The organism is Brevundimonas sp. ALps5 (assembly GCF_058681645.1).
Genome location: NZ_CM178744.1, coordinates 39,398 through 56,521, shown reverse-complemented (window position 1 = coordinate 56,521; position 17,124 = coordinate 39,398). Strand labels below are relative to the sequence as shown.

At 68.8% G+C, this 17,124-nt stretch carries 9 protein-coding genes and 1 tRNA gene; 6 read left to right on the top strand and 4 right to left on the bottom strand.

Going from position 1 to position 17,124, the window contains the following annotated elements; all coding sequences use genetic code 11:
• The first annotated feature begins 87 nt into the window (after positions 1–87).
• The 5 genes from ACW172_RS00175 (at position 88) to ACW172_RS00155 (ending at position 7,919) form a co-directional block, all read left to right on the top strand.
• Positions 88–1,626: a tryptophan halogenase family protein gene (locus ACW172_RS00175; protein WP_492033186.1), complete on the top strand. Its 1,539-nt coding sequence runs from the start codon at positions 88–90 to the stop codon at positions 1,624–1,626.
• 11 nt (positions 1,627–1,637) lie between these two features.
• Positions 1,638–3,167 (top strand): tryptophan halogenase family protein, encoded by a 1,530-nt coding sequence (locus ACW172_RS00170; protein WP_492033185.1) that lies wholly within the window; start codon positions 1,638–1,640, stop codon positions 3,165–3,167.
• A 105-nt stretch (positions 3,168–3,272) separates the two neighbouring features.
• Positions 3,273–4,313: a LacI family DNA-binding transcriptional regulator gene (locus ACW172_RS00165; protein ID WP_492033184.1), complete on the top strand. Its 1,041-nt coding sequence runs from the start codon at positions 3,273–3,275 to the stop codon at positions 4,311–4,313.
• Between the two features lie 43 nt (positions 4,314–4,356).
• Positions 4,357–5,652, top strand: a complete 1,296-nt coding sequence (gene hmgA, locus ACW172_RS00160; RefSeq protein WP_492033183.1) for a homogentisate 1,2-dioxygenase — start codon at positions 4,357–4,359, stop codon at positions 5,650–5,652.
• 260 nt (positions 5,653–5,912) lie between these two features.
• The gene (locus tag ACW172_RS00155; protein WP_492033182.1) at positions 5,913–7,919 is read left to right on the top strand and encodes a hybrid sensor histidine kinase/response regulator; all 2,007 of its coding nucleotides are present in this window, start codon (positions 5,913–5,915) and stop codon (positions 7,917–7,919) included.
• 82 nt (positions 7,920–8,001) lie between these two features.
• Here ACW172_RS00155 and msrA read toward each other — a convergent pair whose 3' ends face one another.
• The 3 genes from msrA to ACW172_RS00140 form a co-directional block, all read right to left on the bottom strand.
• Positions 8,002–8,520, bottom strand: coding sequence for a peptide-methionine (S)-S-oxide reductase MsrA (msrA, locus tag ACW172_RS00150; RefSeq protein WP_492033181.1), 519 nt, complete (start codon positions 8,518–8,520; stop codon positions 8,002–8,004).
• Between the two features lie 65 nt (positions 8,521–8,585).
• A complete protein-coding gene (locus tag ACW172_RS00145) occupies positions 8,586–12,992 on the bottom strand; it encodes a hypothetical protein (RefSeq protein ID WP_492033180.1) in 4,407 nt (1,468 codons plus the stop codon).
• Between the two features lie 7 nt (positions 12,993–12,999).
• Positions 13,000–16,389, bottom strand: a complete 3,390-nt coding sequence (locus ACW172_RS00140) for a hypothetical protein (protein WP_492033179.1) — start codon at positions 16,387–16,389, stop codon at positions 13,000–13,002.
• 257 nt (positions 16,390–16,646) lie between these two features.
• Between ACW172_RS00140 and ACW172_RS00135 the strand changes: the two genes are divergently transcribed.
• Positions 16,647–16,736, top strand: a tRNA-Ser gene (locus ACW172_RS00135).
• A 36-nt stretch (positions 16,737–16,772) separates the two neighbouring features.
• Here the strand turns inward: ACW172_RS00135 and ACW172_RS00130 are convergent.
• Positions 16,773–16,979 (bottom strand): hypothetical protein, encoded by a 207-nt coding sequence (locus ACW172_RS00130; RefSeq protein WP_492033178.1) that lies wholly within the window; start codon positions 16,977–16,979, stop codon positions 16,773–16,775.
• Between the last annotated feature and the right edge of the window lie 145 nt (positions 16,980–17,124).

Sequence of the window (17,124 nt, the reverse complement as noted above, 5' to 3'; positions counted from 1 at the left end):
CCGACGATGACGTTCGCGTTGTCGTCGGCCGATTTTTTCGCGTAATCCTCCAGGATCAGCTTGCGTCAGACAGGCGAGGAAACGGCCATGGACACAGCGTCCGGCGACAGACTTCCCCCGAACGCCATCCGTCAGGTGGTGATCGTCGGCGGCGGAACCGCGGGCTGGATGACGGCCGCGGCCCTGATCCAGCACCTGCGACACACCGGGGTGCGCATCACCGTGGTCGAGTCGTCCGAGATCGGCACGATCGGCGTCGGCGAGGCGACCATCCCGACCATCCGCCGCTTCTATGCCCAGCTCGGCATGACCGACGCCGAGGTGATGACGGCGACCCAGGCCAGCTGCAAGCTGGGCATCCGCTTCACCGGCTGGAGCGGGGCGGGTTCGGACTTCATCCACCCCTTCGGCCTGTACGGACAGGACCTGCGCGGGGTGGGCTTCCACCACTACTGGGCCAAACAGCGCCAGACCGGCGATCAGACGCCGCTGGCCGCCTATTCGCTGGGCGCGTCGCTGGCGTTCGGCGGCAAGTTCATCGAGCCGTCGCCGACGCCGCCGTCGTCCCTGTCGGTGTTCGACTGGGCCCTGCATCTGGACGCCTCCCTGTTCGCCCAGCATCTGCGCCGCTACGCCGAGGCCAGCGGGGTCGAGCGCATCGACGCCCGCATCACCGACGTCCAGCTGCGGCCCGAGGACGGCTTCGTCCGGGCCATCACTCTCGGCGACGGGCGCGAGGTCGAGGGCGATCTGTTCGTCGACTGCTCGGGCTTCCGCGGCCTGCTGATCGGCGAGGCCATGGGCTCCGCCTATGTGGACTGGGGTCAGTGGCTGGCCTGCGACGCCGCCTTCGCCATCCAGAGCGAGAACGCCCCGGGCATGGAGCCCCATCCCTACACCCAGGTCACGGCGCACTCGGCCGGCTGGCAGTGGGGCATTCCGCTGCGCCATCGGGCGGGCAACGGACTGGTCTTCTCCAGCGCCCATATGACCGACCAGCAGGCGCTGGACGCCCTGATGCCCCATCTGATGGGCCGGCCCCTGATGGAGCCGCGCCGCATCGGCTTCCGCCCCGGCCGCCGCGACCGGGCCTGGGTCAAGAACTGCGTCTCCATCGGCCTGTCCGCCGGCTTCCTCGAGCCGCTGGAAAGCACCAGCATCGCCCTGATCGAGAACGGCATCGAGCGGCTGAAGTCCCTGTTCCCGGACAGGACCTTCGCTCCCTCGATCATCGAGGAGTTCAATGATCAGTCGGCGCGCGAGATGGAGCGGACCCGCGACTTCATCATCCTGCACTACTGGCTGAACGGCCGCGACGAGCCCTTCTGGCGGGAGCGGCGCGAGGCGGCCATTCCCGACACCCTGGCCCGCAAGGTCGAGCTCTGGAAGGCGAGGGGACAGTTCGTCCGCTATCGCTGGGAGATGTTCCACCCGGCCAGCTGGCTGGCCATCTACGACGGCTTCGGCGTCCTGCCCGAACAGCTCGACCCCGCCGTCGAGGGGCTGGATCCCGGCCAGCTCGCCCACAGCCTTCAGCAGATGAGGACGTCGGTCGCGGAGACCGTCGCCCGCACCCCGAGCCATGCCGCCTTCCTGGCTTGGCTCGACCGACCCGTAGCCGCTTGAGAGACACGCTTATGGCCAACAATCCCCATCGCCCGATCCGCAAGATCTGCGTCGTCGGCGGCGGCACCGCCGGGTGGATGGCGGCGGCCCTGATGTCCGAGCACTTCAAGGGGACGATGGGCGCCATCGAGGTGGTCGAGTCCGACGACATCGGCACCGTCGGGGTTGGCGAGTCGACCGTGCCGCCCCTGCTGGAGCTGATCGCCAAACTGGGCATCAACGAGCAGGAGTTCATCCGCGAGACCCAGGGCACCTTCAAGCTGGGCATCGACTTCCGCGACTGGCGGGTGAAGGGCGAGAACTATTTCCACCCGTTTGGCGACCTGGGCGCCCGGGTCGATCTGTCGGACTTCTACCAGCTGTGGCTCAAGGCCAGGGCCAACGGCTATCAGGGGCCGCTGCAGGACTTCGCTCCGGCGGCGGTGATGGCGCGCGAGCGCAAATTCATGCTGCCGTACAAGGCTCCGAACACGCCGATCGCCAGCGCCAGCTATGCGCTGCACTTCGACGCCAAGCTGGTGGCCCGCTACCTGCGCAGATATTCCGAGGCGCGAGGGGTGAAGCGCACCGAGGGCATGATCGAGGACGTCGCCCTGCTGCCGAACGGCTTTGTCGAGAAGCTGATCCTCAAGGACGGTCGCACCATCGAGGCCGACTTCTTCATCGACTGCTCGGGCTTCCGCAGCCTCTTGATCGGCAAGGCGATGAAGACGGGCTACCACGACTGGTCGGACTGGCTGCTGTGCGACCGCGCGGTCGCCCTGCAAATCGAGAACACCGTGCCGCCGATGCCCGTCACCCGGGCGCAGGCCATGGACTGCGGCTGGCGCTGGGTCATTCCGCTGCAGCATCGCAGCGGCACCGGCTACGTCTTCTCCAGCAAGCATCTGAGCGACGACGAGGCGACCGCGGCCCTGCTGGCCCAGTGCGAGGGGCCAGCCGTCACCAAGCCCTGGGTCGTGCCGTTCAAGACCGGCGTGCGTGAGAAGCTGTGGGAGAAGAACGTGCTGGGCATCGGCCTGGCGGGCGGCTTCATCGAGCCGCTGGAGTCGACGGCGATCCATCTGATCTACCGCGGCATGGACTTCTTCTTCCGCTTCCTGCCCGACCGCGACTGCGATCCGGCCCTGGCGGCCGAATACAATCGCCGCATGATCGCCGACTACGAGGAGATCCGGGACTTCGTCATCCTGCACTACTGCACGACCCAGAGGGAGGACACGCCCTTCTGGCGCGAGGTCAAGGCGATGGAGCCGCCGGCCTCGCTGAAGCGCAAGATCGAACTGTTCCGCGTCAACGGGACCCGGGCCGAGGGGCTGGACGAGCTGTTCCGCGCCGTCAGCTGGCAGTCGGTGATGGAAGGCATGGGCGTGCACCCGCGCAGCTACCACCCGCTGGTCGACCGCATCCCGTTCGAGAACGTTCCCGAGCAGCTGGATCACGCGAGGGAAATGCTCCGCCGCGTTGTCGCCGACCTGCCGACCCAGGAAGACTTCATCGCCCGGCACTGCGCGGCGGTGACGCCGGAGATGGCGGCCTGAGCGCCGGACCTGGCAATCGTATGATCTTTGCCGGGACGGGCGCGACGGGATCGGCTAGCGTGACCTTATGAGTGGACTCAGCGGACAGCCCGGGAACGGAACAGCGTGCCTCGCCCGGTAACGATCAAACACGTCGCCGCCGAGGCCGGCGTCTCGCTGCAGACCGTCTCGCGGGTCATCAACAACGGGCCCAATGTGCGCCCCGAGGTTCGTGAGCGCGTCAACGCCGCCGTGGCCAAGCTCGGCTATGTGCCCAGCCTCGCGGCCCAGCGCATGGGCGGCTCGCGATCCTATCTGCTGCTGGCCCTGAACGACCGCGACCGCACCATCGAGGGCTGGCGCCTGGGTGAGGGCACCGACTGGGTCGACAAGATGCTGATGGGCGGGATGCTGGAGTGCGCCGAGCACGGCTACCGCATGATCTTCGAACTGGTCGACACCCATTCGAACCATGTCGAACGCGAGGTGCGGGCGGCGATCTCGGCCCTGCACCCCGACGGCGTCATCCTGACCCCGCCGCACTCCGACAATCCGCTGATCATCAACCTGCTGGTCCAGCTGGGCCTGCCGTTCGCGCGGATCGGTTCGGTCGCCGACGGCCCCGGCTTCGCCATCACCATGGACGACCGCGCGGCGGGCAAGGTCGCGACCGAGCATCTGCTGGACCTCGGCCATACCCGCGTCGGCTTCATCACCGGCAGCGACGAATGGGCCATCAGCGGTGCGCGTCTGGACGGCTACAAACAGGCGATGACGGAGCGGGGCTTCGCCATCGACGAGGCCTTGATCGGGCGCGGCGACTTCTCGTTCGAGTCCGGCACGGCGGCGATGGAGGCCTTCTGCGAACTGGCCGAGCCCCCGACCGCGCTTGTCGCGTCCAACGACCAGATGGGGCTGGCGGCCCTGCGCGTCGCGACCGACCGGGGTCTGAAATCGCCCGAGGATTTGGCCATCGTCAGCTTCGACGACACCCCCATCGTCAAGTTCAGCCATCCGCCCCTGACGGCCATCGTCCAGCCCATCGCGGCCATGACGGCGGAGGCCTCGCGTCTGCTGATCCGGGCCAAGGCCGGCGACGCCGATCTGCCGGGCAGCGTGGTCGTGCCCTTCGGTCTGGCGATCCGGGACTCCACTCAGCGCGCCTGAGGCCCTACACCGGCGTCAAAACAAGACTCGGAGGCGACGAACCATGGCGAATGCGCGAGCCTATCTGCCCGGCTTCGGCAATCACGGCGTGTCGGAGGCCGTGCCCGGCGCCCTGCCGGAAGGCCAGAACTCGCCCCAGCGCGCGCCCTTCGGCCTCTATGCCGAGCAGTTGTCCGGCACGGCCTTCACCGCCCCGCGCCACGAGAACAAGCGCAGCTGGCTCTATCGCCTGCGTCCCACGGCCAACCACCCGCCGTTCCAGCCCTGGACCGGGGGGAGCCTGCTCAAGTCCGGCCCGTTCGAGCGGCCGCCGACGCCCAACCGGCTGCGATGGGACCCGCTGCCGATGCCGACGGCGCCGACGGACTTCGTCGAGGGTCTGGTCACCTATGGCGGCAACGGCGACGTGGGGCAGGGCGCCGGCATCGGCGTCCACCTCTACGCCTGCAACCGCTCCATGGAGGGGCGGATCTTCTTCGACGCCGACGGCGAACTGCTGATCGTGCCGCAGGAGGGCGGGCTGGTGATCACCACCGAGTTCGGCGTCATCGACCTTGAGCCGCAGCAGATCGCGGTCATCCCACGTGGCGTGCGTATTCGCGTCGCCCTGACGGGTGCGCAGGCGCGGGGCTATGTCTGCGAGAACTACGGCGCCCTGTTCCGCCTGCCGGATCTCGGCCCGATCGGCTCCAACGGCCTGGCCAATCCGCGCGACTTCGAGACGCCCGTCGCCGCTTACGAAGATGTCGAGGGCGCGGTCGAGCTGGTGCAGAAATTCCAGGGCGGGCTGTGGTCCACGATGCTGGACCATTCGCCGTTCGATGTGGTCGCCTGGCACGGCAATCTCGCGCCGTACCGCTACGACCTGAGCCGGTTCAACACGATCAACACCGTCAGCTACGACCACCCCGATCCGTCGATCTTCACCGTCCTGACCAGCCCGTCGGACACGCCGGGCACGGCCAACTGCGATTTCGTCATCTTCCCGCCGCGCTGGATGGTGGCCGAGGCGACGTTCCGGCCGCCGTGGTTCCACAGGAACGTTATGAGCGAGTTCATGGGGCTGATCCTCGGCGCCTATGACGCCAAGGAAGGCGGCTTCGCCCCCGGCGGCGCCTCGTTGCACAACTGCATGAGCGGCCATGGCCCGGATCAGGCCAGCTACGCCAAGGCGGTCGAGGCGGACCTCAAGCCGATGAAGATCGAGAACACCATGGCCTTCATGTTCGAGAGCCGGTGGGTCATCCGGCCGACGGACCACGCCATGGAGGCTCCGACCATGCAGTTGGACTACGACGACGTCTGGTCGGATTTCGAGAAGGGCAGGCCGGTCGGCTGATCGGCTTCGGGGCCGGCAAGCGCCCGGCCCGGCGAGGTGACTGGTGGGTGAATACGCCGGACCGGCCGCCGCAGGGCGAGGCACAAGGTCTTGTGGACATCGGGCCGCGTCCTGACCTCAGTCTTGCAGACGAAAGTGACAGAAGTCACCTAACTTTGGTGTTGTTTACCAACAATTTCAAAGGGACACGCGTCGCGGGTAATATCTTGTTGTTCTCGTCGTGAACATTGCGGGGGGTCTTATTCGCAAGGAGCGCCCCCGTGCCCCTGAAACTCTTTCATGGCGGCCCCAGGTCCGAAAGCCCGATGGACCGGCTGGTGAAAGCCGTCTGCGAGGCCTTTGACGCGCCCATCGGTCTGGTCTCCATCTATGACGAGGACGGGGAGCTGCACCGGACCATCGTGGGTCTCGACGGCATCGCTATCCCGGAGGCGTTCAACCTCGCCCAAACCATGATGTCCCAGGGGCCAGGCGCCCTGATGGTCATCAGCGAGGCCTCCGACGCCCGCATCCGCAACCACCCCTTCGTCACCGGGCCGCTGGGTCTCAGGTTCCTCGCCGCCGCCACCATCTGCGACCGGGGCGGAACCCCGGTCGGCTCGATCGGGGTCATGGACTCGACGCCGCGCCAGGATCTGTCCGATCGCCAAAAGACCTCGCTGAAGCGGTTCGCGGTCATGGCCGGCGATCTGGTCGAACTGGAGCGCGCCGAGCGCGAGAGCCTGTCCAAGCGCCGGACGCTCGAACTCGCCGAAGCCATGGCGGGTCTGGGCCATCTGCACGTTGATCTGGCCACCGGCGTGGTGACCTGGTCCGACGAGGTCTTCCGCATCTACGGCTATGAGCCGGGCTCGGTCGAACCCTCGCTGGAGAACGCCCTTAAGGCCTGCCATCCCGAGGACGCCCGGCTGCTGCTTAGCCATGCCGAGTCCGCGCGTCGGACCGGCGAGGGCTATGACGCCCGCATCCGTCTGTTGCGGACGGACGGGGAGGAGCGGGTCATGCGCACCACCGTCCGCGCCGAGCGGGGTCCTGATGGCGCCGCGACTGCCCTGTTCGGCGTCTTCCAGGACGTCACCGACATGGTCCGCGCCCAGCAAACGCTGATCGAGGCGCGCGACCTGGCCGAGGCCCACTCCCAGGCCAAGTCCGACTTCCTGGCCAATATGAGCCACGAGCTGCGCACGCCCCTGACCAGCGTCATCGGCTTTTCCGGCTTCCTGGCGCTCAGCCAGGGGCTGTCGGAGAAGGAGCGGCACTATGTCGACCGGATCTCGGTCGCCAGCCGGTCGTTGCTGGGCGTCATCAACGACGTTCTTGACTATTCCAAGCTTGAGGCCGGGGCGATCGATCTGGATTGCACCCCGTTCCAGGCGCGCGCCTGGGCGGGCTCCGCCGCAGCCCTGGTCGAGGAACAGTGCGCCAAGGCGGGGCTGGAGCTCGACATCGTCGTCGCTGACGACGTGCCCGAGACCCTGATCGGCGACGAGGGGCATCTGCGCCAGGTGGTGGTCAACTTCCTGGCCAATGCGGTCAAGTTCACGCCGGCGGGCCGCATCGTGCTGTCTCTGGAAATGCGCCAGAAATCACTTCGGGTCTCGGTGCAGGATTCCGGGATCGGCATCGCGCAGGACGCCATCGACCGGCTGTTCGATCGCTTTACCCAGGGCAATGCCTCCACCACCCGTCTCTATGGCGGCACAGGCCTGGGCCTCGCCATTTCCCGCCGTCTGGTCGAGCTGATGAGCGGACGGATCGGAGCGGACAGCGCCATCGGCGCCGGTTCGACCTTCTGGTTCGAGGTCCCGCTGGAGGCCCCCGCCGAACATCCAGTCGTGGCGCCTCCGATGAGGATTCTGCTGGCGGACGACTCCGCGGCGACGCGCAGTCTCGTCTGCGCCATTCTCGGCAGTCTCGATTTCCACGTTGACGCCGTCGGCAACGGCGCCGAGGCCGTCAGCGCGGCGCGGAGCAGTCACTACGACGCCATCCTGATGGATGTGAACATGCCGGTCCTGGACGGGATCGAGGCCGCCCGAACCATCCGCGCCATGCAGGGGGCCGCCGCGCGCACGCCGATCGTCGCCCTGACTGCGGCCGTCCAGGCCGACCAGATCGAACGCTACTTCCAGGCCGGCATGGTGGGACATGTCGGCAAACCCGTCCGCCCGGACCAGCTGATCGGAGAGCTGGGCTGGGCGTTGTCTCGCTCCGGAATCGCGCCCGCCCTGACCGGCCGCGCGACGGAGCCCCGCGCGGCCGCCTAGGGATCGGCGACGCGCGCGAGACAAATGAAAAGGCCGGGGAGGGGGCTCCCCGGCCTTTTCTGTTTTCAGGGCCTCGAACGCCTCAGGAAGCGGCCGCTTCGGCCCGGACAGGAAGCGTCCAGTTCGGGCGGATGAAGTGGCAGGTGTAGCCGTCGGGCAGCCGCTCCAGATAGTCCTGGTGCTCGGGCTCGGCTTCCCAGAAGGGACCGGCGGCGGTCACCTCGGTCACCACCTTGCCGGGCCAGATGCCCGAGGCGTCGACGTCGGCGATGGTGTCCAGCGCCACGGCCTTCTGGTCTTCCGAGGTGTAGAAGATGGCCGAGCGGTAGCTGGTCCCGATGTCGTTGCCCTGACGGTTCAGGGTCGACGGGTCGTGGATCTGGAAGAAGAACTCCAGCAGCTTGCGGTAGGTGATCACGTCCGGGTCGAAGATGATCTCGATCGCCTCGGCGTGGGTGCCGTGGTTGCGATAGGTGGCGTTGGGCACGTCGCCGCCGGAATAGCCGACGCGGGTCTCGATCACGCCCGGATAGCGGCGCAGCAGGTCCTGCACGCCCCAGAAGCAGCCTCCGGCCAGGATCGCGGTTTCGGTTTTGGCCATGTCTGTCGCTCCTCGAATGGGTCTGGCCGTTAGATAGGGCGCGCCGGGGTCCCGCAAAAGAGCCGTCAGAGATCGAACTGATCCAGATAGACCAGACGGCCGTCGCCCCGCTCGACGCCCGGCGGGAACTGCTGGGCCTGGTCGAAGATCGGGGTGGGCCAGTCCTCGAGTTCCTCGATCACCAGACGCCGGGCGAAGCCGCCCTTGGGTAGGGGCACCCGCGCCGAGAACAGCAGGGGCAGGGGCTTCTTCGTCGTCACGGTCGCGCCGGGCGCGCCGATCGGGTGGGCCGTCCCGATGACGCCCGACAGGCCGGCGGCCGTGGCGGCCGACAGGCTCGGACTTCCCAGGGCGACCGGGGTCAGGCCCACGGCCGGAATGGGGCCTGTCTGGATCGGCTTTCCTGCGGGATGCAGGTCGGGATCGGGACCTGACAGATCAACCAGCCGGATCTGGAAATTGGCGCCGCGCAGGAAGGTCGAGCTCGGAGCGGGGAGGCCGAAGACGCGCACATCGACATAGCCGTCGGCCTGTTCGATCCGGGTCAGTCGCTCGGGCAGGATCTGCAGGAAGTCGGTCGCCACCGGCGGCGACAGATGCAGGTCCTCGGCGGGCAGGTCCGCGTGGGGGGCGACGCCGATCCTGTCCACGCTCTTGATCCCCGCCATCAGCGCGTGCTCGGGCTGGGTGTAGAGGGACATCGGCTGATAGCGGGCAAGCGCCAGCTGGACGAAGGGCATGTAGACCTCGTCGGTCTCGATCTCGATGTCGCAGAACCAGAGCTTGCGCTCCGGGTCCCAGTCGACGAGGTGGGGCGAGACGAAGACCCTGCGCCCCGGCCGCCCGGGGAGGGAGACCAGGTTCCTCAGGAAGCCGTCGGGCAGGCCGTCGAAGGCCTCGGCCCAGGGCTGGCCCTCGGGGGTGGCGAAAAAGGCCGGACGCGCCGGCGCCGCCTTCGACGAGCCCACCGCGCGGGGGAACTGCACCTGGTTCACGTTCGTGGGGACCTTGGCGATGAAGAGGGGATCGAGGCCCCACTGGGTGACCAGGCCCTTGCGGTCCTCCTCGGCCAGACGGGTGCCGAAGATGTCCTTGTCGGTGATGTCGACGTAGCTGCACACCGCCAGCATCTCGTTGAAGCCGGTGATCGACCAGGGCCGGTCAAGCCAGACGCGATAGCCGGGCCGCCCGCGATGGCTGGACTGCTTGGCCGCTCCGGGCGTCGCGTCGCGCTCCCAGGCGAAGGTCGGGGTCACCGAGACGATGATGGGCGCCGGCGGCCGCGCCGCGCTGGGGACCCAGGCATGGGCCACGGCGTCGTCGGTCAGGGCGGTCGGCGACTTCAGCCCGGCCGTATGATCCTCGCGCACCGCCTTGGGCATGTATTCGCGGTAGCGGGACACGGCCGCGACCTTGAGCGACAGCAGCCGCGCGCGGGCGTCGCCGAAGGTCTGGACGTCGCTGACCGCCAGGTCGCGCGTCGAGACCGGCTGACCGGCGAGCCAGGCGGCAGGGGCGTCGCCCGCGGCGTTGAGGAAGTCGGCGTCGGTCACGGGGCGCACCAGGCTCTGCGCCGCATGGGGCGTGGCGGTCGGTCCGGTGGGGCCGATGGCGTCGACCGGTTCTTTCCAGTCGGCATAGACCTCGATCTGCCGCGTCGAGTTCAGATGGACCCGGGAGGCGAAGCTCAGGCCGGCCGCCTTGGCCCCGGCCCCGCGCGAGGTCGTGACCGGCCAGGGCGCGGGTGTTCCGCCGGGAGCGACCGGCGCGCCGAAGGTCGGGGCCAGCACCGGCTTCTGCACCGCATGGACGACCTCCAGCGTGCGCACCGGGCTCAGCATCCAGTGCTGGCCGGTCTCGGCGGCGGCGATGACCGGGGCGCCGAGCGGGCCGAAGGCGGGCTGGTTGGCCCAGTTCCACACGCCGAAGGCCTTGGGCTGGGGCGGCACGGCCGACAGGCTGATGCGCACGGCCTCGCCGGGCGGCAGGGTCACGGCCAGGCTGTTCTGGCTGAGCACCGCGCCCGCCGGCCCGGCGTCCAGGGTGACCATCAAGCCCTTGAAGTTGGGCCAGTCGCCGGCCAGCACCACGGTCTCCGGCGTCGCCTTCGACAGGCCCGAAGCGCGGATCGGCTCGATCTTCACCACCCACTTTCCGGACAGGGGGTCGGGCAGATAGCCGGGCTCCAGCTGGCCGGGCGGGGCGATGCGCTGTTCCGGAGCCTCGACATCGGCATCGATGATCCCGTCGGTGGTCTCCAGCGGGACAGCCTTCGCCGGGATCGCCGCGTCCGGATGATCCTTCTGGGCCAGGACGGTGTAGGCCGCCGGGTCGATCCGGCCGTCCTTGTCCAGCTTGCCGTGGCGCTCGGCCTGATCCATGGCCACGCGCGGCGGATAGGCCAGACGCCGTGAGGTCCGGCTGCTACCGTCCGCGTCCCCGGCCAGCGACCGGATCGCCAGCCGGTGCAGGGCCTCGCCGGCGATCGGGTGGTCCGAGGGGCTCTCGACGAAGGCCATGACGGGCGGCTCGATCGGGTCCAGCCGGTCGAAGCGCTGGGCCTTGATCGCCGGGGCGGTCGCGGCGACGGTCTCGGGCGGCAGCGACTGTCCGGCCAGATCGACTGCCCGCACCCGGAAACCGTAGTGGCGGCCGTAGCGCAGCGAGGGCAGGCCCTTGGCGTCCGTGTGGCTCACCGCCAGGCCGAGGCCGCTCTCGGGGTTGGACGGATCGAGCAGTTCAGGCTTCGGTGCGTCCGCCGTGCCCGCGCCGATCTCATTGCCGACCACCTTGGCCGGATGCGGGACCGACAGGCTCCAGCCGGTCCAGACGGCCAGGGCCGGGTGGGCGACCATCACCGGCGAGACGTCGTCGCCGACGCCCGCCTGGGCCAAGGCGCCGCGCACCAGGCCCTCGCTCTCGACCACCGTGTATTTCAGGCTGCCCGCGGCATAGTTTTCGGTGCGCCGGTGCAGCGAGCGCCAGGTCGCGTTCGGGGCGTCCTGATCCAGCACATCGATGCGGAAGCCCCGGGTCAGGTCCTCGGCATAGAGTGCGTGGCCGCCGGCGACGACCAGACCCGGGATGTCCGGCCCCTCGGTCAGGTCCTTCTTGGCCAGAGGGGCGCCGTCGAGGTCGTCGTTGAAGGCCTTGGCCCGGTCGAAGGTCTTGCGCAGCCGGTCGTCGAGCGCCGCGAAGGTCAGGGCGAAGCCTTGCGAGCGCAGGGCGGGCAGACCCGCGTCCTGATCGCTGGCCAATTCGTCGGGCAGGGCGGTCAGTTCGCTGAGCGCCTCCACCTCGGACTTGGCGGTCCCGGCGTCGGCGGCGTCCAGACCCTGGAGTTTCCGCGTTGCGCCCTCGACGTCCATCTGGATCGCGCTCAGCCCGGCCTTGACCGGGTCCAGCCAGCCGTTGGTCAGATAGCCGTCCGGCCGGGACGCCGCCTTCAGACCCGTGCCCAGCGCCGTCAGGGGCGCGCCGTCGGGCAGGGCGTCGGCCGAATAGGGGCCGCCGTTCCAGTCGCAGATGACCCGCACGCCCGCCTTCTGGGCCTCGGTGATCTTGGCCGTGATCGGCGCCTTGGACCGCAACGGCACCGTCAGCCGCAGCATCCGCATCAGGGGGGCGTGCTGACCGAGCGTCGAAAGCTTGGCGTGGAAGTCGAACTCCGCCTTCAGGGCGTCCAGCTTCTTCTGATAGCCGTCAGCCGCGTTGAGCAGGCCCAGGGCCTGGTTCGGCTTGGGCTTGTCCTTCTCCAGCATGTCCGGGTCGGGCCTCAGCGCCGCCATATAGGCGTCCAGCGCCCCGATGGCGGCCTGGGCCTTGCCGTTGGCCAGATAGTTGGTGATCCCGGCGAAGGGGACCAGAGGCGGGATCACGGGCTGGGTAGGCGCCGAGGCCGGCCTGGCGACCGGACCATCGTAGGGATAGCCGGCCGGGAGGCGGTCGCGGTCCTTGGAGTGATCGGGTCCGGGCTTCTCCGGCTTGGGCTTGTGCGCGTCGGGCCAGAGGTCGCGCAGCCTCTGCCGGTTCGGATCGCTGGACACCGCCGCGCCCAGTTCGGCCAGGCTCGGCAGATCCTGCGACGACACCGCCGCCGCCGCCGTGCCGTAGAGCTCCAGGAAGACCTCCTGCAGCTTCGACGGGTCATAGCTGACGATGGTCGCCGCGCTCAGGTCATCGAAGGCGTGGGAGTTCACCGGGGTGGAGGCCGGGAACAGCTGGTCCCACCAGTCCTTGCCCGCCGCCTGGGGCTGGCCCTCGCGCTCCAGCTCCGCCGACAGCTGGCCGAAGCTGGCGTGCCAGCTCGCCTGATCCACCAGGGTGGTCCAGTTGCGGATCCAGTCGAAATTCTGAAGCGTCAGGGCGCCGGTGCCGCGCAGGCGGATCGAGGCCAGGGCCGTCAGGCGCAGATGGCCCTGGGCGTCGAGGCCCAGGGGCAGGGCGGTCCAGATCACGCGGCTGTCGGTCATCGGGGGCTCACGCGAAGGCGGACGTATAGGCCGTCCACGCCGAGGGTTGGGTCGCGGCGGGGAAGACCTCAAGGAAGGTCGGGTCGCCCTTGGAGCCCTGGAAGCGGCGCTCGCATTCGACCGACACCGACTTGGAGAAGAACAGCAACTCGATCTCGACCGTGATCGAGGCCTTGCCGACCAGTTCCTTGCCTGCATCGGACTTCACGAGGCCGAGGGCGACGTGGAAGGTGATGCTGACGGTGATCAGGCCCAGGACGCACAGTTCGCCGCGCAGTTCGGCGAAGGCTTCGAAGGTCATCTTGTCGCCGGCGGTCGAGACCTCCCAGCGGTAGTAGATGCCCAGCCGCGCCTGCACCGCCCCGGCGGCGACGCCGAGGTTGATGGCGATCCCGGCCTGGGCCTCCAGCGTGCCCTCGATCATCTTCAGGCCGTGGGTGTCCAGCTCCACCGCGAAGAAGCCGCCGCCGCCGAGCAGGGACACCAGGATGCCGAACGGCGAATGGCGCTCGGCGAAGTTGACCCTCAAGCTCGGGGCGTCGCCGAGGAAGGGCAGCTGGAACCGGGCCCCGAAGCCGATGTTGCTGAGCGCCAGCGCGCCGAGCTGGATCGGGGGCAGGCCCAGGCTGTAGCCCGCGACCACGCCGGAGGTCGTGATCTGCAGGTCCGGCGGGTCGCTGAAGGCCGAGGTCGGCAGGATGTCGGCCAACTGCTGCAGGAAGGCCAGGTCGCCGGTGAAGGTCAGGGGGCCGGGGCCGGCCGGTTTCGGATCGGCGAAGACCAGATCGAGGTCGGGCTTGGCGCCGGGCCGGATGACGAAGGCCAGCTTCTTGAAGTCGATGCGGATCACGCCGAAGAAGCTGATCCCGAAGTGGGTGACCGCCGCGTCCAGGGACTGGGCCGCCGGCGTCCCGCTCGCGGCGCCCGCCGAGGGCACGGCGGCGACCGCCCTGATGTTCAGCTCGGCGCCGCTCGCGGGCGAGAAGACCAGACCCGTTCCGATCTCCTTCTTCAGGGGCTGACTGAAGGACAGGACCGCGCGTTCGCCCTCGGGCGTCTTTTCGCGCTTCAGCCGCATGGCCTCGCCCAGCTTGGCCTCGCCGTTCGCCGGGGGCAGTTCCAGCTTGTCCAGCAAATCGGAGATGGGGAAGGCGCCCAGCAGCTTCATGTCGGGCAGCAGGGTCGCGGGATCCAGCCCGCCGCCCGCGACCGCGTCCAGGGCCTTGGCCGCCGCGCCGGCCGCCGCCGAGGCGTCGCCGGTCACCGCCCCCGTCAGGCGGGAATAGCCGTGAATGGCCACGCGCGGCGTCGCCACCGGCCCGGCCTTCTCGCTGGAGGCCCCGCCACCCGGGGCGAACAGGGGCAGGGGCTTGGCCAGGGCCAGGGCGACCTCGCCCGCATTGGCCCCGCCGTATCCGCCTGTCGCATAGGCCTTGAAATAGGCGACCTCGACGTCCTTGACCCCGCCCGCGAACTCGCCGGAGCCCGGCGCCTCCACCTTCGCCATCTTCAGCTTCGGCCGGAACAGGTGCCGCCCGCCGTTGGCGTCGGACGCGGCCGCGAATTCCTCGATCTCGAAGTCGAGCAGGCTGGCGGGCAAGGACAGGCTGTCCTTCGCCGCATCGGGCGCCAGCTGGACGATCTGGCGACCCAGTCCGGCCTGGGTCAGGCCAGGGTCCTTGACGTCCGGACCGGCGTTGTACTGGTTGCGGAAGCCGTTGCAGGCGTTCGTATCGACAGCCGCGTCCATCTTCACGAAGGCCATGGGCATGGTGAAGCGCACTGTCCGGCCCGCGCCATCGCGGGCCCTGACGGCAAAGGACACCGGCGCGTTCTGACCGAACATCCGGGGCCACAAGCTCGCGAACTTGCCGTCGATCCGGGTCACCCCGGTCAGGATCTCGACCTCTGCGAAGGGCAGGGTGCGGCCGCCGTTCGGCAGGGTGGTCGCGTCGAAGCGCTTCTTCGGTTCGACGACGGCGATGAACTCGCGCTTCACCAGAATGGCCACGTCGGCGAACCAGGCCTGATCGCCCGGCGTCAGGGCGTGGGGAATGTCCCGGACCTCGCGGGTCGTGACGGTGATCCATAAGGCCTTGTGCCCGAACGGGGCCAAGACCCCGGCGCGGGTGATCTCGACCCGGCTGTCTCGGCCCAGCGAGAGCCGCTGTTTCCAGGTCTCCAGACTGACGCCTGCGGGCAGGGGACCGGACCAGTGGCCGTGCAGGTCCAGGAAGCCGCCCAGCGCCGACAGCTCAAGCCGCCGGACCCGCGCGGGAGTCGGCTTCCACTTCGTGGACAACCCGGGGATGGGAGCGCCGTAGTCCGCGCCCAGATGGACCAGATCCGACCGGTCCAGCCCGGTCATGGCGAAGTCCTTGTCGGCCGCCGTGGGCTCCGACCCGGGGACCGGCGGATCGATCAGGTCCGGCGTCCAGATCGGCCGCACCGCCGCCGGATCGCGCGAGGCCTCCTCGGCGCCGCCGGGCTCGGCCGAGTCCTTCAGCGTCAGGCGCGAGGACCAGAGCTCGGTGCGTCCCACGGCGGCGAAGGGCTTGGTCCGGTGCCGGAACCGCTCCTTGCGCGTCGGCGACATATAGAGGCGGTAGGGCAGCTCCAGCGCCGTCGCCGTCACGGGCGGCTTCACCGGCTTGCCGGGCGGGGTCAGGAGTTCGACGACCCCCAGATAGCCTACCACGCCCTCATTGAAGGTGCGGTGGGCCGCATCGATCAGGACGGGATTGGTGACGCCCAGATGGGTCACGACCTTGCTCACCGCCTTGTCGGCGGCGGCCTGGACCGTGGTGCGCCCCTTGGCGTCCAGCACGCCGGAGCCGGTCGACGGCCCGACCTTGCGCCCGATCTTCGCCCCGGCCGACTTCAGCTGTTCGACGGCCTTGGCCGCCGCATCCAGCGATACGCCGTGGGCGAGGCCGATGTTCAGGAAGTCGCCGGTCTCGCCGTCGGCGGGCGCGGCGTTCTTGGTGAGCACCAGCGGCCAGTCCTCAAGCGCCTTCAGCAGCTCGGGCGCAGTGAAGGCCAGTTCGGCGGGGGCGCCGGCGGGGCGCTTGACCACCACCCGGCTCCAGCCCGACAGCAGGCCGGACATCTTGCCGTTCATGACGCCTTCGCCGATCGCCCGCTCCTGACCGTGCTGCGGCCGGAACCAGGCGATCAGGGTCAGGGCGCCGTCAGGAACGAGGGCCCAACCGTCGATCTTCGAGACCAGCTTGCCGCCGCTGAACGACAGCATCAACTCGACCATGTCCTCGGTGCGGCGCAACGCCCAGAGGGTGTCGGTCAGCGACGGGGGGACGATTCCGACCGCGATGGGCGTCGGATCGAACGTCTCCTTGACCGTCCGTTGCCGGAACAATCCCGAGAATGACCACGCCATCCCCATCCCCCTCCGTTCAGAATAGTTAACAGAACGAAGGTCTTTGAGTCATCGGCATTCTCACGCGGGGCGTGTGGCGGCGGGCTCCTGTGGCGTTCCGGACGCAGGCGGGCGCGGGCTTGGCCGGACGGAGCTTCGGAAAACCGAACATCAGGGCGATCCAACGCTTGCCGAGGGCCACGGGCTGTTCTATCAGCCTCGCCTCCCGCCGGAGAGACCATCCGGCGCCGCGCGGCCCTCGGGCAGATCGTGGAAACGGACAGGTGGCGGAGTGGTCGATCGCGCACGCTTGGAAAGCGTGTGTAGGTGAAAGCCTACCGAGGGTTCGAATCCCTCTCTGTCCGCCACGATGCCTCTTCTGAAGTTGGGATGCCGATCGACCCCTACTCGGAATCTACAATCACTGAGGTCGGGTTGATGGCGTCAAAGGTCACCGGGATGTCCAAATACCGACCATCCACGTAAGCCGCCCCGGCATGGGCTTCGAAGAACTCGCGAACGTCCGCACCGAGTCGGATCGTCAGAGCCGTTTGACCCGACCGACGGATGTCTGTGAGGAGGGCGTCGATATGGTCGAAGATATCAGTCATGGGCGTGCTCCAGTGCAGCTCTGCACATGGGAACAGCCGCTCAAATAGTCCAGGCAGTAACGACCTTAAAGCGCCGGCCGGCTCGGCTACGATTTCATAGAGAAGGCGCGGAAGAGGTGGGCCGGAAATCTAGGCCGCGCGTGTC